15 protein-coding genes and 1 tRNA gene are annotated in these 17,501 nt (G+C 62.5%); 10 read left to right on the plus strand and 6 right to left on the minus strand.

Annotated features, from left to right (window positions below):
- Window positions 1-33: 33 nt before the first annotated feature.
- Window positions 34-951 carry a LysR substrate-binding domain-containing protein gene (locus EOA16_RS25815; protein ID WP_127260800.1) on the minus strand — a complete coding sequence of 306 codons (918 nt, stop codon included), beginning with the start codon at window positions 949-951 and terminating at the stop codon, window positions 34-36.
- A gap of 123 nt (window positions 952-1,074) precedes the next feature.
- Here EOA16_RS25815 and EOA16_RS25820 point away from each other — a divergent pair, with 123 nt between their 5' ends.
- The 9 genes from EOA16_RS25820 to EOA16_RS25860 all read left to right on the plus strand — a co-directional run bounded on the left by EOA16_RS25820 (window position 1,075) and on the right by EOA16_RS25860 (window position 10,860).
- Complete coding sequence (locus EOA16_RS25820) at window positions 1,075-2,115, plus strand: aromatic ring-hydroxylating dioxygenase subunit alpha (protein ID WP_127260722.1); 1,041 nt, start codon at window positions 1,075-1,077, stop codon at window positions 2,113-2,115.
- Window positions 2,112-3,239, plus strand: coding sequence for a 2Fe-2S iron-sulfur cluster-binding protein (locus tag EOA16_RS25825; protein ID WP_127260723.1), 1,128 nt, complete (start codon window positions 2,112-2,114; stop codon window positions 3,237-3,239). Before EOA16_RS25820 ends, EOA16_RS25825 begins: the two co-directional genes overlap by 4 nt.
- Window positions 3,240-3,283: 44 nt before the next feature.
- Window positions 3,284-4,405, plus strand: coding sequence for an aminotransferase class I/II-fold pyridoxal phosphate-dependent enzyme (locus tag EOA16_RS25830; RefSeq protein WP_127260724.1), 1,122 nt, complete (start codon window positions 3,284-3,286; stop codon window positions 4,403-4,405).
- Complete coding sequence (locus EOA16_RS25835) at window positions 4,402-5,928, plus strand: FAD-binding oxidoreductase (RefSeq protein WP_127260725.1); 1,527 nt, start codon at window positions 4,402-4,404, stop codon at window positions 5,926-5,928. Before EOA16_RS25830 ends, EOA16_RS25835 begins: the two co-directional genes overlap by 4 nt.
- A 22-nt stretch (window positions 5,929-5,950) precedes the next feature.
- Window positions 5,951-7,966 carry a DUF2817 domain-containing protein gene (locus tag EOA16_RS33580; RefSeq protein WP_127260726.1) on the plus strand — a complete coding sequence of 672 codons (2,016 nt, stop codon included), beginning with the start codon at window positions 5,951-5,953 and terminating at the stop codon, window positions 7,964-7,966.
- 75 nt (window positions 7,967-8,041) lie between these two features.
- Window positions 8,042-8,839: a transporter substrate-binding domain-containing protein gene (locus EOA16_RS25845; RefSeq protein ID WP_127260727.1), complete on the plus strand. Its 798-nt coding sequence runs from the start codon at window positions 8,042-8,044 to the stop codon at window positions 8,837-8,839.
- A gap of 77 nt (window positions 8,840-8,916) precedes the next feature.
- Window positions 8,917-9,624 carry an ABC transporter permease subunit gene (locus tag EOA16_RS25850; protein WP_164754394.1) on the plus strand — a complete coding sequence of 236 codons (708 nt, stop codon included), beginning with the start codon at window positions 8,917-8,919 and terminating at the stop codon, window positions 9,622-9,624.
- Window position 9,625: 1 nt separating this feature from the next.
- Entirely contained in the window at window positions 9,626-10,360 is a 735-nt protein-coding gene (locus tag EOA16_RS25855; RefSeq protein ID WP_127260729.1) for an ABC transporter permease, read from the plus strand.
- Between the two features lie 242 nt (window positions 10,361-10,602).
- Window positions 10,603-10,860: a hypothetical protein gene (locus EOA16_RS25860; protein WP_127260730.1), complete on the plus strand. Its 258-nt coding sequence runs from the start codon at window positions 10,603-10,605 to the stop codon at window positions 10,858-10,860.
- A 29-nt stretch (window positions 10,861-10,889) separates the two neighbouring features.
- Here EOA16_RS25860 and EOA16_RS25865 read toward each other — a convergent pair.
- Window positions 10,890-10,974 (minus strand) — tRNA-Leu (locus EOA16_RS25865).
- A gap of 235 nt (window positions 10,975-11,209) precedes the next feature.
- On the opposite strand from EOA16_RS25865, the gene lipB reads away from it, so the two are divergent.
- Window positions 11,210-11,953, plus strand: coding sequence for a lipoyl(octanoyl) transferase LipB (gene lipB / locus EOA16_RS25870; protein ID WP_127260731.1), 744 nt, complete (start codon window positions 11,210-11,212; stop codon window positions 11,951-11,953).
- 73 nt (window positions 11,954-12,026) lie between these two features.
- On the opposite strand, the gene EOA16_RS25875 is transcribed toward lipB, so the two are convergent.
- The 4 genes from EOA16_RS25875 to proS all read right to left on the minus strand — a co-directional run bounded on the left by EOA16_RS25875 (window position 12,027) and on the right by proS (window position 16,969).
- Window positions 12,027-13,277: a site-2 protease family protein gene (locus EOA16_RS25875; RefSeq protein WP_127260732.1), complete on the minus strand. Its 1,251-nt coding sequence runs from the start codon at window positions 13,275-13,277 to the stop codon at window positions 12,027-12,029.
- 400 nt (window positions 13,278-13,677) lie between these two features.
- Window positions 13,678-14,361 (minus strand): ABC transporter ATP-binding protein, encoded by a 684-nt coding sequence (locus tag EOA16_RS25880; RefSeq protein WP_206517368.1) that lies wholly within the window; start codon window positions 14,359-14,361, stop codon window positions 13,678-13,680.
- Window positions 14,358-15,644: a lipoprotein-releasing ABC transporter permease subunit gene (locus EOA16_RS25885; protein WP_013531108.1), complete on the minus strand. Its 1,287-nt coding sequence runs from the start codon at window positions 15,642-15,644 to the stop codon at window positions 14,358-14,360. The genes EOA16_RS25880 and EOA16_RS25885 overlap by 4 nt, the downstream gene beginning before the upstream one ends.
- Window positions 15,641-16,969 (minus strand): proline--tRNA ligase, encoded by a 1,329-nt coding sequence (gene proS / locus EOA16_RS25890; RefSeq protein ID WP_127260734.1) that lies wholly within the window; start codon window positions 16,967-16,969, stop codon window positions 15,641-15,643. Before proS ends, EOA16_RS25885 begins: the two co-directional genes overlap by 4 nt.
- Window positions 16,970-17,501: the final 532 nt, after the last annotated feature.

The raw sequence follows: 17,501 nt of genomic DNA on the forward strand, positions 1-17,501 counted from the left end.
CCCCTATATTTACGTCGCCACATCAGTGTTTGCCTATCCTGCTAAGGTTGCGCCCAGTCGCTTGGAAATCGAAACAATCCAGGCTCGCAACTCGGGACCAAAAGGCTTCTCCAGAATGGCCCGATCCCAAGCCAAAAAATAAGGTTCCGGCAGCCTGATCCGCTTGTTGAACGGAGCGACGAGCCTGCCCGACGCAATATCGTCGGCAGCCATCGACAGTTGCGCCAGCACAAAGCCCCTTCCGTTGGCCGCGGCATCGATCGCCGCGCTCGATAAGGAAAAGGCCACTTCGCCGGATGTTCTGCGGTGCACCGCGCCGATGCTTGCGGCCCATTCCGCCCATGTCGGCGGCGAGCGGTGGTCACGAGCCCACTCGATCCTGAGAAGCGGCAGGTCGAGAATATCGGCGGGCTTGTTGATAGGATGTTTCGCCAACAGCGTCGGCGCGCAGGCCGGCACCACCCAATCGGTAAACAGTTCGGTGTAGTCCTCGAAGTCGCGATATTTGGTGCCGTAGGAAATACGAAAGTCGACTTGTTCGGCGCCCAGCCGGGGCTCTGTCTCGGCCCCCACCAGCCGCACAGTCGCGCCCGGGTGGTCGATCTGCCAATCCAGGAGCTGCGGGCCGATCCATTTGCTGGCGAGCGACGGCAGGCAGGAGATGGTCAAAGTGTCCGCGGATCGGGCCCGTTCGATGAGATCCTGGGCCTCGCGAATGTGTTCGAAGCCGACGGAAACCGCTGCGAAGTAAACCCGGCCCAGCGCCGTAAGGGCGACACTTCTGCCGCGCCGTTCCAAAAGCCTCGCGTCCAGGGCGTCTTCGGCCTTGCGGATTTGCTGACTGACCGCGCCGACGGAGACGCCGAGCTCGTTGGCCGCCGCCGTCACGCTCCCACGCCTGCCGAAAGCCTCGAAGGCCTGTATCGCACGTAGCGGAGGCGTCTTGTTCACCTGGGCAACGATCCTGGGGTCATCTTGATTTAGTTTTTCTAAAATAGAACGCAGATGCAAGCCCTATGTCGTCCCGGGCTCGCAAGATATTCGTTTAGGCGTTCACAAGCTTGGGAGGACGCCATGTTTCTTCGAAATTGTTGGTACGTTGCGGCATGGGACCACGAGGTCACGGACCAGCTGAAGCCCACTCGAATCCTTGGCGAAGATATCGTCCTCTATCGCCGCAGGGATGGTGCTGTGGCGGCGCTTGAAGATGCATGCCCTCACCGCAAGCTGCCGCTATCCATGGGCCGCATCAAGGGCGACACGGTCGAGTGCGGCTATCACGGTCTGACTTTTGACAGCACGGGAACCTGCACGCGTGTGCCCGGTGCTGAAAAGATACCGCATGTTGCATGCGTTCGTTCCTATCCGATTGCCGAACGATACGGACTGCTCTGGATATGGATGGGCGAAGCGGACAAGGCGGATTCGGCTCTGATTTTCGATGTCGATCACTGGGGTGATCCGGCATGGGGCGTCAATCGCGGCGAGTCCATGATGCTCGATTGCAATTATCTCTACATGACCGACAACCTGCTCGATCCTTCCCATGTGTCGTGGGTACACCAATCGTCGTTCGGTGGTGTCCAGGCAATGGAGGATGCGCCGCTCGAAACCACGGTGGGTACAGACGGCGTGACCGTGTGGCGCTGGGTGGTCGATGCCGCGCCGGCGCCCTTCTATGCGCCTTTCCTCAAATTCTCCGGAAAGTGCGACCGCAAGCAGCACTACGAGGTGCGTTACCCCTCCAACGCCATCATCAAGGCGATCTTCGTGCCGGCCCGCACCGGCGGCGAGGGCAAGCCGCTGCACGAGGACGTGTTCCTCATGGACAGCTACAATTTCATGACGCCGGTCGATGAGAACCAGACGAAATATTACTGGTTCCAGATGCGCAATTTCGCCCCTGACGACCTGGAGGTCTCGCGTCAGTTCGCCACCTCCGTGCGCGGTGCCTTCGACGAGGACCGCACCGTGCTCAACGCCGTGCACAAAGGCATGGCCAACAAGCGCACGCCCAATCTCGATCTCAAGATCGATGTCGGGCCGCTGCGCTTTCGCCGCAACCTGGCCAAGCTGATCGCCAGCGAGAGCCAGCAATTGGCAGCTGCCGAATGAACGCATTCACCGCTCGCGACACCGTCGCAAGAAGCGGGTTTCGCGACCTGAGAGTGGTCTCGAAGGTGCGCGAAAGCACCATCATCACGTCGTTCCACATGGAGCCGGTCAATCCACGGGACTGGCGCGATTTCGAACCGGGCCAGTTCCTGGTGTTCAAGATACCCGTGCCGCAGGCGGCCGGCGAAAAGGGATATGTGCTGCGCAACTACAGCGTTTCCTGTTCTCCGGCCAGCAAGGGTCGCTACCGGATCAGCGTGAAACGGGAAGCAGCAGCCGCGCCTGGCCTGCCTGACGGGATAAGCTCATGCTTCCTGCATGACCGGATCGACGTCGGCGACGTGCTTCAGGCCGAAGGGCCGCGCGGCGATTTCGTGCTCGACAGGACCAGCAACCGTCCAGTCGTGCTGCTCAGCGGCGGCGTCGGGCTGACGCCGATGGTGTCGATGCTGTATGCGCTGGCTTCGATGCCGGATCGCCGAGCCGTCTTCATCCACGCTTGCGAGAACGGCGACGTGCACGCGTTGCGCGACGAGGTGACCGGCCTGGTCACCACCCGGCCCGGCCTGACTGCGCACTACTGCTACCGGTTCCCGTCCGAGCGCGACAAAGCCGAGCAGCGCTTCCACAGCGAAGGCATGATTTCGCGCGACGTGCTGCAGGGCCTGCTGCCGATCGATGATTATGACTTCTACCTCTGTGGCCCACCGCCGTTCATGCAGGCGATCTACGCCATGCTGCGCGAGCTTGGCGTGCCGAAGTATCGCATTGCCTACGAATTCTTCGGCCCAGCGACGGTGCTTGAGCCCGATGCCATGCGAATTCCCTCAGTTCCGGCGCAGCCGGCAAGGGTCGAGCCGGTCGGGGAGGCAACAACCGTGGAATTCCGGAAGTCGGGCCTGACGGCTGTCTGGGATGGCTCGGCGGCATCTTTGCTCGACTTCGCCGAGAACCAGGGTCTGTTGCCGGAGTTCAGCTGTCGGGCCGGCATCTGCGGCACATGCAAGTCGCGACTGATCTTGGGCGACGTCACCTATTTTGAAGAACCGCTGGATGAGCTTGGGGCAGGTGAAGTGTTGCTGTGCTGCTCCAAGCCGCGTGGATCAGTCGTCCTGGATATTTGACAAGATTGATGCCGCGCGTGGGCGCGGGAAAAGGAAGTCGAGATTTGAAAAAGTCGGTCAAACCAGCGACGAGCCTACCGCTCAATCCGCATATCGCCGCCTTGCCGCCATACAATGCCGGCATGAACATCGCGATGGCGCGGGCGCTGAGTGGCCGCCACGACATCGCCCGGCTGGCCAGCAACGAGAACCCGGACGGGTGTTCTCCCGCGGTCATGGCCGCATTGGCCTCATCATCCTTCGAGCCATGGCGCTATGCCGATCCGGCCTGCACCGCGCTGCGGGCAGCACTTGGCGAAAAACTGGCCGTCGATCCCGGCCTGATCGTTGCCGGCAATGGTTCCGAGGAGATGATCGCCGCAATCTCGCGCGCCGTCCTGGTGCCAGGGGCGTCGGTCGTCACGACGGTGCCGAGCTTCGGCCTGCATGAGATAGAGCCGTTGGCGGCCGGTGCCGATGTCGTCAAGATTCCGATGACCCCCGAAATGGGGTTCGATCTTGCCGCGCTCGAGACGGCGATCGGCGCCCAGCCACGAGCCGTTTTCATATCCTCGCCGTGGAACCCGGTCGGGCCGGGTCTCGACCATTCCAGCCTGCAACGGCTGATCGGCGCCGTGCGGCCCGGCACGCTTCTTGTCCTGGACGAGGCCTATTTCGAATTCGCCGATCCCGGCGCGCCCGACGGCATCGAAATCCTGCGCGACAGCGGCATCGACCATGTGGTGCTGCGGACATTCTCGAAGGCCTATGGCCTGGCGGGTCTGCGCGTTGGCTATGCTGTCTGTTCCGGCCTCGAGCTGGCAAGAGTGATCGCGGCCGCCAAGACGCCCTTCAACGTCAATGCGGCGGCGCAGACCGCCGCCATCGCGGCACTTGATGACGAAGGCTGGATGAAGGCGTCGGCGGGCCGCGTCATGGCCGAGCGAGCGCGCACGGCCGCCGCACTTGCCGGCCTCGGCTTCGGGGTTGCCGAGTCGCAAACAAACTTTCTGTTCTTCGACTGCAAGGGCGACAGTTCCAGCCTTGCCGCCGGTCTCCTGAAGCAGGGGATCATCGTCAAGGCGTGGCGCGAAGCCGGCTACGAACACTATCTGCGCGCCACGATAGGCTTGCCGGCTGACAACGATCGGCTGATTGCAGCGCTTCGCGGATTGACGGGCCGATGAGCAGCCGCGCGTCTTCCAGGCAAACGAACTCAATCGAGCAAGTGGTGCTGTTCCGGGTTGTCGACGCGATCCGCGAGGTCGTTGGCGCCTCGAATGTTCGCACCGGTGACGAAGCCGGGGCGATCGACGATGGTTCGGACGGAACGGATCGCGGCGCCGGCATCGTCGTTGCACCTTCATCAACCAACGAGGTCGCGGCGGTAATACGTATCTGCCGTCAGAACGAGATTCCCATCGTGCCGCAAGGCGGGAAGACCGGTCTGGTCGGCGGCAGCGTTTCGCGGCCGGGCGAGATCGTTCTTTCCCTGGTACGCATGAACCGCATCGAGCGGCTTGATCCGCTCGAACGCGTGGCCGTAGTCGGTGCCGGCGTTACCCTCGAAGCCCTGCAGATGGCCGCGCTCGAACACCGGCTGGAACCGGGCATCGACCTTGCCGCGCGCGGCTCGGCGACGATCGGCGGTATGGTGTCCACCAATGCCGGGGGCGTGATGGCCTTTCGCCACGGCGTCATGCGCCACCGCGTGCTTGGCCTGGAGGCCGTGCTGGCCGACGGGTCGATCTATTCCGATCTGACCCGGGTGGTGAAGAATTCCGCCGGCTACGATCTGAAGCATCTCTTCATCGGCGCCGAGGGCACGCTTGGCATCGTTACCCGCGTGGTCGTCAAGCTCGACCCTTCGCCGCGAGCCACCGCCACCGCGCTTTTCGGGCTGCCATCTGTCGAAGCGGCTCTGCAAACAATCCGCCTGGCACTTGAATTGGATGCCGGGCATCTGCGCGCGGCGGAGGCGATGTGGACCTCGTATTTCAGTCTGGCCGCCGCCGCACATGAATGGACCGAATCCGGCGTGCCGCTTGACCAGCCGCTGTTCCTGCTGCTGTCGCTTGGCGGCGCGCGCGAAGAGGCGCTGCACGAGGATTTCGAGCGGATCTATTCGGAAGTGATGGAGCGCTACCCCGAAGCCACCGGCATCATCGCCGGTTCGCGGCGGCAAGAGGACGACCTGTGGCGGTTGCGCGAGGACACCGGCGTGCTCTATCGCGCCCATCCCAATGCGCCTTCCTTCGACGTGTCGGTGCCTCTGTCGGAAATTCCGGCCTATCTCGACAGAATCCTGCCCGGGCTCGCCGCGATCGAACCGGGTCTGGCACCCTATGTCTTCGGGCACCTGGCCGATGGGAATCTGCATATCATCCTCAACCGTCGAGGGCCGCTGGCGCCTGACGTGGCGGAGGCTGTCGAGGGCGTCCTGTATCAACAACTGCGGGAGATCGGCGGTTCCTTTTCCGCCGAGCACGGTGTTGGGTCCAAGCGCATCCATTCGCTGCTGGCGACGGCTGACCCGACGAAGCTCGCCATGATGGAGCGGGTGAAACTTGCGCTGGACGATCAGTCGATCATGAACCCCGACAAGGTGCTTGCCTCCGACGCCTGGTTCGTCCGGTCCTCAAATCACCTCCTTTCCGGTAACGAGCGCCGATTGCCACCTCAGAACGCGAGCGATCACAACGATGAATAGTCCTACGGTGGAACGACAGGGAATGAACGGATTGACCGCAACGGCCAGCGGTCCAGTGGGATCGACCATGCGCCACGACGAACCAGCACCAGCCTATGCCCGCGATTTCGCCACCCTTCGCAAGGGATTTCGCGACGCAGCTGAGCGGGCGGGCGCGGAACTGTCTGAATATGTCCATCCGCTGAACGGCCCGGATGGCGAGACGCTGGCGACCGATGTGGCGCTGCTTGGCCACCGCGATGCGCGCAAGCTCATCGTGCTCATCTCCGGCACGCATGGTGTCGAGGGCCCGTTCGGCTCGACCTGCCAGACCGCCTGGCTCGGCCAGAAGAACCTGCGGCGCCTGCCCGGCGACACCGCGATCCTTGCCATTCACCTTATCAATCCCTGGGGCACGGCATGGTCGCGGCGCGTCAACGAGGACAATGTCGACCTCAACCGCAACTTCATCGACTGGTCTTCGAACACTCCGGTCAACAATGGCTATGCGGGCCTACACGACGCCGTGGCCTATCGAGAATGGGAAGGGCCGGGCCGCGTAGCGGCCGACGAGAAGCTCGCGGCTGCGCGCAAGAGGCTTGGGCATGCCGGGCTGGCGGCAATCGTCGAGGCCGGCCAGTATGAGTTCGCCGACGGCATGTTCTATGGCGGTGGTAGCCCGGTCTGGTCGAACCGCACGTTGAACGAAATCCTCAAGACCTTTGCCGGCGCGGCACGCCAGGTCATCGTCTTCGACCTGCATACCGGTGCAGGGCCTTATGGTTACCCGGCTCTGCTTTCGGTTGCGAGCTCCGAGCATGCCGGCCTTGCCTGGGGCAAATCCATCTTCGGGCCGGCGCTGGTGACAGTGCTGACCGGCCCGGGCGCCAAGACCGGCACCGGCATCGCGGCGACGGCGACAGGCTACGTCTCCGACGCCGTCCGCAAGGCAATGCCAAGCGCGCGCGTGCTGCCGCTTGTTGTCGAATGCGGAACGCTGGACGGGCCCGCCGTCATGGAGGCGGTGCAGGCAGACAACTGGCTGCACCTTTTCGGCAAGATCGAATCGCCTCTGGGCAAGCGGATCCAGGGCACGCTGCGCGCTGCCTTCCTCCCGGATGACCCGGACTGGCAACGCACCTGCCTGTCCAGCAGCCTGCGCTATTTTGACCGTGCGCTGGCGGATTTACGCACTGTCGAGATAACCCAGGACGCGGCCATCGGCGGCGAACAGACGCTGCCAACCGTCCTGGCTGTGGTGGCCGATCCGGCGCCCGCAGACGGGGCGAAGATCGCCACGCCGGCAGTGCAGATCGACGAGCTTCACAAGAGCTTCGGCTCGCTTCTGGTGTTGAAGGGCGTCAATCTCACCGCCCATGCCGGCGAGGTCATTTCCATGATCGGCTCGTCGGGCTCGGGCAAGAGCACGTTCCTGCGCTGCATCAATCTTCTGGAACAACCGGATGGCGGCAAGGTCGCCATCGACGGGGAGCTCATCAAGATGAAGCCGTTGTCGAACGGCCGTCTCGGGCCAGCCGACATGGCACAGGTTGAACGCATTCGCGCCCGCGTCGGCATGGTGTTCCAGAACTTCAATCTTTGGCCGCACATGACGGTGGTGGAGAACATCGTCGAAGCGCCCAGGCATGTGCTGAAGGAGCCTCGCGAGAAGGCCATCGAACATGCGCACGCCCTGTTGAAGAAGGTCGGGCTCGCCGACAAGCACGCCCATTATCCCGGCCAGTTGTCTGGTGGCCAGCAGCAACGGGCGGCGATCGCCCGCACACTGGCGATGCGGCCCAAGGTCATCCTCTTCGACGAACCGACATCGGCGCTCGATCCCGAGCTGGTCGGCGAGGTGCTGCGGGTGATCCGCCAACTGGCGGAGGAAGGCAACACCATGATTCTCGTGACGCATGAGATGCAGTTCGCGCGCGAGGTCTCCCACAAGGTTCTGTTTCTCCACCAGGGAAAGGTGGAGGAAGAGGGTGCACCCGCGGAGCTGTTCGGCAGCCCGCGCTCGGAGCGTCTGCGCCAATTCCTGGCCCGGACACTGTGAGGCAAGCCCGCATCCTCGAAGCGTCCGGTTCGGACCGGACAAACGGCAATGAAGATCAACAAAAGGGGAACTAGCATGAAACTGAAAGTCTTGACGCTGCTCGCATGTCTCGCGGGAAGCATGGGAAGCGCATTGGCGGCCGAAGGCGAGCTGTCGATAGGCACGGAAGGCGCCTACCCGCCATGGAGCATGTCCGACGCCAATGGCAACGTAACCGGCTTCGACGCCGATGTCGGCGCGTTGCTGTGCACCAAACTTGGCGTGACGTGCCATTTCGTCGTGCAGGCGTTCGATGGGTTGATCCCTGCACTGAAGGCCAAGCGCTTCGACGTCATCATCTCGGGCATGTCGATCACCGCCGATCGCAAGAAGGAGATCAATTTCAGCGTCGGCTACGCCGAACTGGCCAACACGTTCGTCGCTGCGAAGGGTTCTGATCTGGCAGCCATCACCGATGTCGACACACTGCTGAAATCGTTGGATGGCAAGAAGGTCGGCGTGCAAGCCGGCACAACGCACGCGCATTTTCTCGAGAAGCGTGCCCCTAATGCCGACCTGAAGACATACGATACGCTGGATCAAATGCAGATCGATCTGGCGAGCGGGCGTATCGACACTGCTTTCGCGGACAAATCCGCTTTGCAGGACTTCCTGGACAAGCCGGATGGCAAGAACTTCCAGATGGTCGGCGTTGAGATCAAGAGCACGTTCGATCCGACGCTTGGCGAAGGCATCGGCGTCGGCATCGCGCAGGACAACACCGAGCTCAAGGCCAAGATCGACAAGGCGCTGTGCGAGTTGATCGCGGACGGTTCGGTCGGCAAGGCCAGCCAGAAATGGTTCAAGGCGGACATTTCCCGGCCCTGCAAATAACGCCTTGGAATTCGCGCATGCGCCCGGACCGGCCGGACGCATGCGTCTCATTGGCACGACAGACTAGGGCAACTCAGATGGAATTCGGTCTCTGGCAGGTTTGGGAAGCGGGTTGGGTGACCGCCATCCTGCGTGGCGCGTCGATAACGATCCTGGTGGGTCTCGTCAGCATGACGGCCGGGCTGGTGATCGGCGTTGTCTGCGGCCTGATCAAATGGGCGCGGATATTTCCGCTCTCGCTGCTCGTTGATGCCTATACCTCGCTGGTGCGCGGCGTGCCCGAACTGCTCATCATCTACCTCCTGTTTTTCAGTTCGGTTGAATTCGTGACCAAGGTCGTGACCGCTTTCGGCTATGCCGGTGTCGCGGAGAGCGGCTATGCGTTCGTCATCGCGGTCATCGCCATCGGCGCGATCTCCGGCGCCTATTCGACCGAGGTCGTGCGCGGAGCCCTGGGCGCGATCCCCGATGGGCATATCGAGGCCGCTCGCGCGCTCGGGCTATCGGGCGGCCGGATCTTTCGCCGCATCATCGCGCCGCAGATGCTGCGCATCGCGGTTCCCGGCATCAACAATGTCTGGCAGACCACCATCAAGGATACCGCCCTCGTGTCGGTGGTTGGTCTTCAAGAACTGATGCGCATTTCCTTCATCGGCGCGAATTCCACCCGCCACCCGTTCATCTTCTACCTGATCGCGGCGGTGGTTTATCTAGTCATCACGCTTGTCAGCCAGACCGGGTTCGACGGCATCGAACGCCTGCTCAGGCTGCGGACGAGGAAGTAGCATGATCGATCTCATCCAGCTTGCGGTTCCCGTCCTGCTCAAGGGCCTATGGGTCACGGCGGTGCTGACGTTCATTTCGGTGCTGATCGGCTTCAATCTGGGCCTTGGCCTGGCGCTGATGCGGCTCTCGTCGAACCGCTTCCTGTCAGGCTTCGCCAAATATTATTCCAATGTTTTTCGCGGGACGCCGCTGCTGGTGCAGATTTTCCTCTTCTACTACGGCCTCGGCCAGCTTTCCCTGATCAAGGACAACGCGGTTTTGTGGTGGTTGATCAGTGACGGCGCGCGCTGCGCCGTGCTGGCACTTGCGCTGAACACGGCTGCCTACACGTCCGAGATACTGCGCGGCGGATTGATGTCGGTTCCGGTTGGCCTCGTCGAAGCGGCCCAGGCATGCGGCATGTCGCGCATGCTGCGGTTTCGGCGCATCGAGTTTCCGCTCGCCATCCGCCAGGCGCTGCCGGCTTATGGCAATGAGCTCATCCTGGTCGTCAAGGGGACCAGCCTTGCCTCGACGATCACGGTGCTCGAGATCACCGGCTACGCCAAGCGGCTGATGAGCCAGACCTTCGCGATCTTCGAGATTTTCGCCATTGCCGGCGTGCTCTACCTCGTCATCAATCTGCTGCTGATCGGGATCATCCGCGCCATAGAGCGCTTTCTCATGCGTCACGAGACCTCCTCTGTCCGATATCTGGCGGCGCCGCAACCAAATCGATCGACCGTGGGTTCGTGACGCCCCTGCTAAGTAAGATAGAGCGATCCGAAAACAAACGGTCCGCTCAAGCACAAACTCGAACTGAACTTCGCTGTCGGGGAGGTCCGCTTTCAGGCGGCGGCTACGGCCGATCTACGAATGGAAGAAGGCCCACTCGAGTTTTCCGGGGCCATAAAGAGGGGCAAAGCGGTAACTGACCGCCGCGTGGCTGAAAAGCTCATCGACCGAGCGACTGGTGCTCACTATTCCAGCAGAAGGAAGTGAAGCTCAAGTCGGTCAATTACAACCCGAAAACCTCCAAGAAGGTATCAGATGAAGAGCGAGTCGAGGTTGTCACGCTGGAGATGACCGCGCCACCTGACACCAGTCCATCATTTTCTTCCGACGGGCGGATCGATGGCTTCGCTTTATACCAAGACTGCCGATCGGAACGGCTAGCGATGCAGGCTTCGGAAAAGATCGAGAACGCGCAGCGCCCGCACCAGACAAACGAAGTGCGGGGAAAACCTGAGGAATAGCAATGATTTCAATAGCCAAAAAAATCAAATGGTGCGGTCGAGAAGACTCGAACTTCCACGGGTTGCCCCACAGCGACCTCAACGCTGCGCGTCTACCAATTCCGCCACGACCGCACGTGGTAGAGCCGGAACCGACCGGCTCGCGGCGTGTAGCAAATCGTTTCCGGCGAAACAAGTGCACGGCAAGCAATAATGTCAGGCGATTGGCATAATGCTCCACAGGGCCCGAATGCAGCGCCGGAACTGGACGTTTGCGCCTGATATCGCCATATGGAAGGCAAGTTGATGTCACCCAAAGGTGCGAGGCGGTTTTGGGACGCGACATGCATAAGCGAAAAGACGATACGACATGCCCGAACGCAGCCAGATCGCCACGTCGTTCCTGCCGCTCCCCGGTTCAGCACCGGTCGAATGGCTGATCGAGCCCGGCCTCACCGCCTATCCGGATGCGCTTGTCTTCATGGAGGCGCGCGCCGAGGCGATCCGCAGCGGGGCTGCCGGCGAAATGGTCTGGCTGGTCGAACACCCGCCGCTCTACACGGCCGGCACCAGCGCCCGCGGCGAGGATCTGATCGACGCCAGCCGCTTCCCGGTGTTCGCGGCCGGCCGCGGCGGCGAATACACCTATCATGGGCCGGGCCAGCGGGTCGCTTACGTCATGCTTGACCTGAAGCGGCGGCGCGAGGACGTCCGCGCCTTCGTCGCGGCGCTCGAACAGTGGATCATCGGCACGCTCGTCGCCTTCAATGTGCGGGGCGAGCGCCGCGAGGACCGGGTCGGCGTCTGGGTCGTGCGGCCGGATCGCCCTGCCCTGCCGGACGGCTCGCCGGCGGAGGACAAGATCGCGGCCATAGGCATTCGGCTGCGGCGCTGGGTGAGCTTCCACGGCATCGCCATCAATGTCGAGCCCGATCTCGACCATTTCAGCGGCATCGTGCCCTGCGGCGTGCAGGACCACGGCGTCACCAGCCTCGTCGACCTCGGCCTTCCCCTGACCATGGCCGATCTTGATCTGGCGCTGAAATCCGCCTTCGAGGATGTGTTCGGTCCCGCCACGATCTTGCCTGCCGAAGCCGAGCGCAAGGCCGGCTGATTCTTCCTGATCCGGTACGGCTCAAGGTGTCGAGAGTCAGGTCAGGCCGGCATCACCTGAATATCAACACACCTTAGATGAGCTGGGCGGAGGCCCACAACACGCCATAGCCATGGATGGCGAACACTGCCAGCAGCGCCGCCGCCATGGCGAGCCGGTCGACGGTGCGGATCGGCTTTAGCTCGTAGCGCGGCTTGACGCCGCTGCTCATCGTCAGCAGGCTGAGGATCGAAAACACCGCTCCCGTCGCGAGCAGGAAGTTGGAGGAAAAGCCGGCCTGCCAGCCGACAGCCAGGAAAGCCGAGAGCAGGAAAAACGAGGCCAGCGCCAGCGCGACCGGTCCCGGACAGATCTGGCGCAGCACCTGGCCGCCGTCGAATTTCCACACCGGCACCAGATTGGCGATGTTGAACAGGGCGGCGAAGCCGGCCAGCGTCGCCAGCAGGCCAGCTGCCAGCCGATGTCCTTCCGCGCCGGCAAAGGTGCTGGCGGCGATCACAACCGGCACCAGGAATGCGGAGAAGCCGGCGCCCATCAAAGCCACGAAGGCCACTTCGAAACGGCTGTCATAGGGCCGTCCGCCAATGGCGATACCACCAAGCAGCGGGATGAAGATCATTCGCGCCCGGTTGTGGCCCATCAGGCGGAATGCCGCCATGTGGCCGAGTTCGTGCAAGGCGACGACCGATGTGAGGATCGCGGCCAGCGCCAGGCCGCCGAGGTGAAGGCCGAAGAATGGCCACAGGATCAGCGCCGAAAGCCCGGCAAAGCCGACCTGGCTGAGCGGATGCTCGAACCAGCCGCCCTTGCGATACTTTCCGGTCCGCGCCCAGCGCTGCAGCTTGGAGAGTTCGCGGCGCAGGGCGAAATAGCGGAACACCAGGAAGGCGACGCCGCGATAGCGATCCGTCTGGCTGAGGGTCACCCGCGTACCGTTGCCTTCGGAAACGAGTTCAGCGGTCTCGCGAAAATCCTTCCAGAACGAAGCGTCGAGCGCCGTATCCTCGATGACACGCATCGAGAAGCGGCTGCCTTCGACGACGTCTTCAAACCGCGACCTACGTTCGATCGGCTTGCCATCGCGTCCTTCCCACGACAGCGTGATGCGGACCACGCCCTCGCCGTCCGGCGCCTCGGCGGAAAGGATCTCACCGGACCAGCCAGCATCGCTGCCGAGCGGCCATAGCGCCTGCCAGAGGCGAAGACGGTCCATCGCCACCAGACGGGTCAGCCGCACCGTGCGCAAACCAAGCGGCACGGTCATCAACAGAAAGATCAGCCCGAGATTGCTGGCCACCAGAATGGCCGTGACTATGGGCGACACCTGGACGTTGCTCCCTGCCTTGCCGGCGTACCCTAACGTCGCGACGGCAAGAAAAGCTTAACGGCGGAGCGGGCTTCGACCGCATAGGACCCACGGCGGCGAAAGCCGCCAAATCACATGGCTCCGATCCAGATCGCCATGGAAACGAGAAAGGTGCTCATGCAAACCAGTGAGATGACATCCTGAACCAGATCGGTCATAACTCTCTCCTGTTGTTGATATGTTCGCATTTTGTTCTAATTTTGTTTCAAAGTCAACGGGCACGATCCGCCCGCGTCCGAATTTTTGTGGCGATCAAATCGGCAGGGTTAAGAAAAGGTTGATGGCGAACGATAGTTGCCCAGCGCCGACCAGGGCGCGTCGAGACTCAGGTCACGCCGGCTTCGAACAGCGCCGTGCCCTAAAGCGGCACCACTTTGCCGTCGGCCAGCGTGACACGCCGATCCATGCGCGATGCCAGTTCGTGATTGTGTGTGGCGATCAGCGCCGCGAGGCCCGATTGCTTGACCAGCGCCGCCAGCGCCTCGAACACATAGGACGCGGTGACCGGGTCGAGATTGCCAGTCGGCTCGTCGGCCAGCAGCACCAGCGGCGCATTGGCAACGGCGCGTGCGATGGCGACACGCTGCTGCTCGCCGCCGGAGAGTTCGGACGGCCGGTGCGACGCACGTTTGCCGATCTGCATGTAATCGAGCAGCTGCGCCGCGCGCTCGGCCGCGTCCTTGCGGCTGAGCCCCTTGATGAGCTGCGGCATCATGATGTTTTCCAGCGCCGAGAATTCCGGCAGCAGGTGATGGAACTGGTAGACGAAGCCGACATCGTTGCGGCGTATCGTCGTGCGCTCGTCGTCGGAAAGCCGCCCGCAGGCACGACCGGCCAGGATGACGTCGCCGGCGTCGGGACGCTCCAGCAGGCCGGCAGTGTGCAGCAGCGTTGACTTGCCGGTGCCCGACGGCGCCACCAGCGCCACCATCTCGCCGCGCTTCAGCGAGAAGTCCGCACCGTTCAGGATGGTGAGTTTGCGCGGCCCCTGGACATAGTGCCGCTCGACGCTCTTCAGCTCGATAATGACCTCGGCCACTATTCGTACCTCAAGGCTTCGACCGGATCGAGACGCGCGGCCCGCCATGCCGGGAACACCGTTGCCAGGAAGGACAGGCCGAGCGCCATCAGGACGACATAGGTCGTCTCGCGCGGATCCATCTTCGCCGGCAGCTGGCTGAGGAAATAGAGCTCCGGATTGAACAGCACCTTGCCGGTCATCCATGAGAAGAACTGGCGGATGGATTCGATATTGGTGCAGATCAGCACGCCGAGCAGCACACCGGCAAGCGTGCCGGTCACGCCGATCGCCGCACCCGTCATCAGGAAGATGCGCAGGATGGCGCCGCGCGACGCCCCCATGGTGCGCAGGATGGCGATGTCGTGGCCCTTGTCCTTCACCAGCATGATCAGGCCGGAGATGATGTTCAGCGCCGCCACCAGCACGATCAGCGTCAGGATCATGAACATGACGTTGCGTTCGACCTGCAGGGCGGAGAAAAAGGTCTCGTTGCGCTGTCGCCAGTCGACCATGTCGATAGGCCGCTGCGCCGCCGCCTCCACCTTCGGTTTCAGCGCATCGACATCGTCGGGATTGTCGACATAGATCTCGATCGTCTGCGCCCGCCCGTCCATGTTGAAGTAAAGCTGCGCTTCCGAGAACGGCATGTAGACGATGGAGGTGTCATACTCGGACATGCCGACTTCGAAGATCGCCGCGATCTTGTAGCCCTTCATGCGCGGCGTGGTGCCGATCGGCGTCACGTCGCCGTCGGGCGAAATCAAGGTGATGGTATCGCCAAGCGTCAGGCCGAGATTCTCGGCCATGCGCTTGCCGATGGCAACGCCCTCACCGGAGTCGAAATCGGCGATCGAACCCTGCTTGATGTTGCTGGCAACGATGGCGATCTTGCTCAGATCCTCGCCGCGTATGCCGCGCACCAGCGCTCCGGTTCCGCCGCCGACATTGCCTTGCGCAAGCACCTGGCCATCGATCAGCGGGATGGCGTATTTGACGCCTGCTACACCGTTGATGCGGCTGGCGACCTGCGCATAGTCCTCCAGCGGCGAATCGAGCGGCTGCACGATCAGGTGGCCGTTGACGCCGAGGATGCGCGTCAAAAGCTCCGCCCTGAAACCGTTCATCACCGCCATGACCACGATCAGCGTGGCGACGCCCAGCATGATGCCGAGGAACGAGATCGAGGCGATCACCGAGATCACCGTCTCCTTGCGCCGCGAGCGCAGATAGCGCCAGGCGACCATGCGCTCGAAGATGGAAAAGGGTCCGGCGCCGACCGATCTTGCCGCCACCGCCTCGCTCATGCGGCGACACCGAAGCGCTTTTTCGCGTCCGCGATCGGCAGCGTCTCGCGCTCGCCGGTCTTGCGATTCTTGATCTCGATCTCGCCGGCGGCGACACCACGCGGCCCGACGATCACTTGCCAGGGAAGGCCGATCAGATCGGCGGTGGCGAACTTGCCGCCGGGCCGCTGATCGGTGTCGTCGTAGAGCACGTCCTTGCCGGCGGCGACGAAAGCGGCATGCAGCTCGTCGCAGACGCGGTCGCACTCGGCGTCGCCCGCCTTCATGTTGATCAGCCCGATGTCGAACGGCGCCACCGCCTCCGGCCAGATGATGCCGTTGTCGTCATGGCTGGCTTCGATGATCGCCGCGACCAGCCGCGACGGACCGATGCCGTAGGAACCGCCGGAGACGAAATGATCCTTGCCGTCGGGTCCGGTCACCTTGGCACCCATGGGCTTCGAATATTTGTCACCGAAATGGAAGATGTGGCCGACCTCGATGCCGCGCGCCGAGACCTTGTCGCTCTCGCCGATCTTCTCCCACGCCGCCTCGTCATGCATCTCGTCGGTGGCCGCGTAGGGCGTCGTCCATGTCTTGACGATGTCGGCGATCTCGGCGTCGTTGGCAAAATCGGTGTTGGCGCCGGGCACATCGAGCGAAAGATAGTCGCGGTGGCAGTAGACCTGGCTCTCGCCGGTGTCGGCCAGGATGATGAATTCGTGGCTGAGATCGCCGCCGATCGGCCCGGTGTCGGCCCGCATCGGTATTGCCTGCAGCCCCATGCGCGTAAAAGTCCGGAGATAGGATACGAACATCCTGTTGTAGGCCGCCCTGGCGCCCTCGAAGTCGAGGTCGAAGGAATAGGCGTCCTTCATCAGGAACTCGCGCGAACGCATGACGCCGAAGCGCGGCCGCACTTCGTCGCGGAACTTCCACTGGATGTGGTAGAGATTGAGCGGCAGGTCCTTGTAGGACTTCACATAGGCGCGGACGATCTCGGTGACCACTTCCTCATTGGTCGGGCCGTAGAGCATGTCGCGATCCTGCCGGTCCTTGATGCGCAGCATCTCCTTGCCGTAGTCGTCATAGCGGCCGCTTTCGCGCCACAGATCGGCCGACTGGATGGTCGGCATCAGGATTTCCAGCGCACCGGCGCGATTCTGCTCCTCGCGAATGATGCGGCAGACCTTGTCCAGAACCCGCTTGCCGAGTGGCAGCCATGAGAAACTGCCCTGCCCCTGCTGGCGGATCATGCCGGCGCGCAGCATCAGCCGGTGCGAGACGATCTCGGCCTCGCGCGGATTTTCTTTGAGGATAGGCAGGAAATAGCGCGACAAACGCATGACTGATCCGTGAGTGAGGAGGGCCGCGTCAGAATCGGCGCGACTTTGGCTTGCTTGACCCGGCTTCATAGCCATTTCAAGGCGGAATGGGAACCCGGACGCTTGGGCCCGAAAAGCGGAATCGATTTTCAAAAAGCATGGGGTAGCGGGGATCGGAAGCGTCGCACCGTCCTTCGCCGTCCGGAAGACCCACGGCGCTGCAAGGCCTCCCGGTCACTGCGCGCGTGTTGATGATCGTTCGCCAAGCAACGCCTGCCACACTATTGTGCAGTGCAGCACGAGAATGCCCGTTTCAAGGCAAAATTCTTCGTGACATTTTCATTCGCCTTAGGCTAATGTACCTCGATAACCGAGAGGGTAGAAAAAAATCTGCTCTCCTACGCGGTCAAAGTCTTGGGAGGATGCGATCTAGGCGCGGTTACTCGCTGCCGCCGGAAACCGGAAACAGATCGGACGCGTTTAAATTGCAAGGCCTCGTGCCTTGCATTTTTTTTGTGCAATCATCTGCTTAGCGCAACGCGTTGCCAAACCA

Source organism: Mesorhizobium sp. M7A.F.Ca.US.008.03.1.1 (assembly GCF_003997495.1).
GTDB lineage: Bacteria > Pseudomonadota > Alphaproteobacteria > Rhizobiales > Rhizobiaceae > Mesorhizobium.

Excerpts from the sequence above, each read along its gene's own strand:
- EOA16_RS25820 (WP_127260722.1), top strand. The coding sequence starts at position 1,075 with ATGTTTCTTCGAAATTGTTGGTACGTTGCGGCATGGGACCACGAGGTC.
- EOA16_RS25825 (WP_127260723.1), top strand. The coding sequence starts at position 2,112 with ATGAACGCATTCACCGCTCGCGACACCGTCGCAAGAAGCGGGTTTCGC.
- EOA16_RS25835 (WP_127260725.1), top strand. The coding sequence starts at position 4,402 with ATGAGCAGCCGCGCGTCTTCCAGGCAAACGAACTCAATCGAGCAAGTG.
- EOA16_RS33580 (WP_127260726.1), top strand. The coding sequence starts at position 5,951 with ATGAACGGATTGACCGCAACGGCCAGCGGTCCAGTGGGATCGACCATG.
- EOA16_RS25845 (WP_127260727.1), top strand. The coding sequence starts at position 8,042 with ATGAAACTGAAAGTCTTGACGCTGCTCGCATGTCTCGCGGGAAGCATG.
- EOA16_RS25850 (WP_164754394.1), top strand. The coding sequence starts at position 8,917 with ATGGAATTCGGTCTCTGGCAGGTTTGGGAAGCGGGTTGGGTGACCGCC.
- EOA16_RS25855 (WP_127260729.1), top strand. The coding sequence starts at position 9,626 with ATGATCGATCTCATCCAGCTTGCGGTTCCCGTCCTGCTCAAGGGCCTA.
- lipB (WP_127260731.1), top strand. The coding sequence starts at position 11,210 with ATGCCCGAACGCAGCCAGATCGCCACGTCGTTCCTGCCGCTCCCCGGT.
- EOA16_RS25885 (WP_013531108.1), bottom strand. The coding sequence starts at position 15,644 with ATGAGCGAGGCGGTGGCGGCAAGATCGGTCGGCGCCGGACCCTTTTCC.
- proS (WP_127260734.1), bottom strand. The coding sequence starts at position 16,969 with ATGCGTTTGTCGCGCTATTTCCTGCCTATCCTCAAAGAAAATCCGCGC.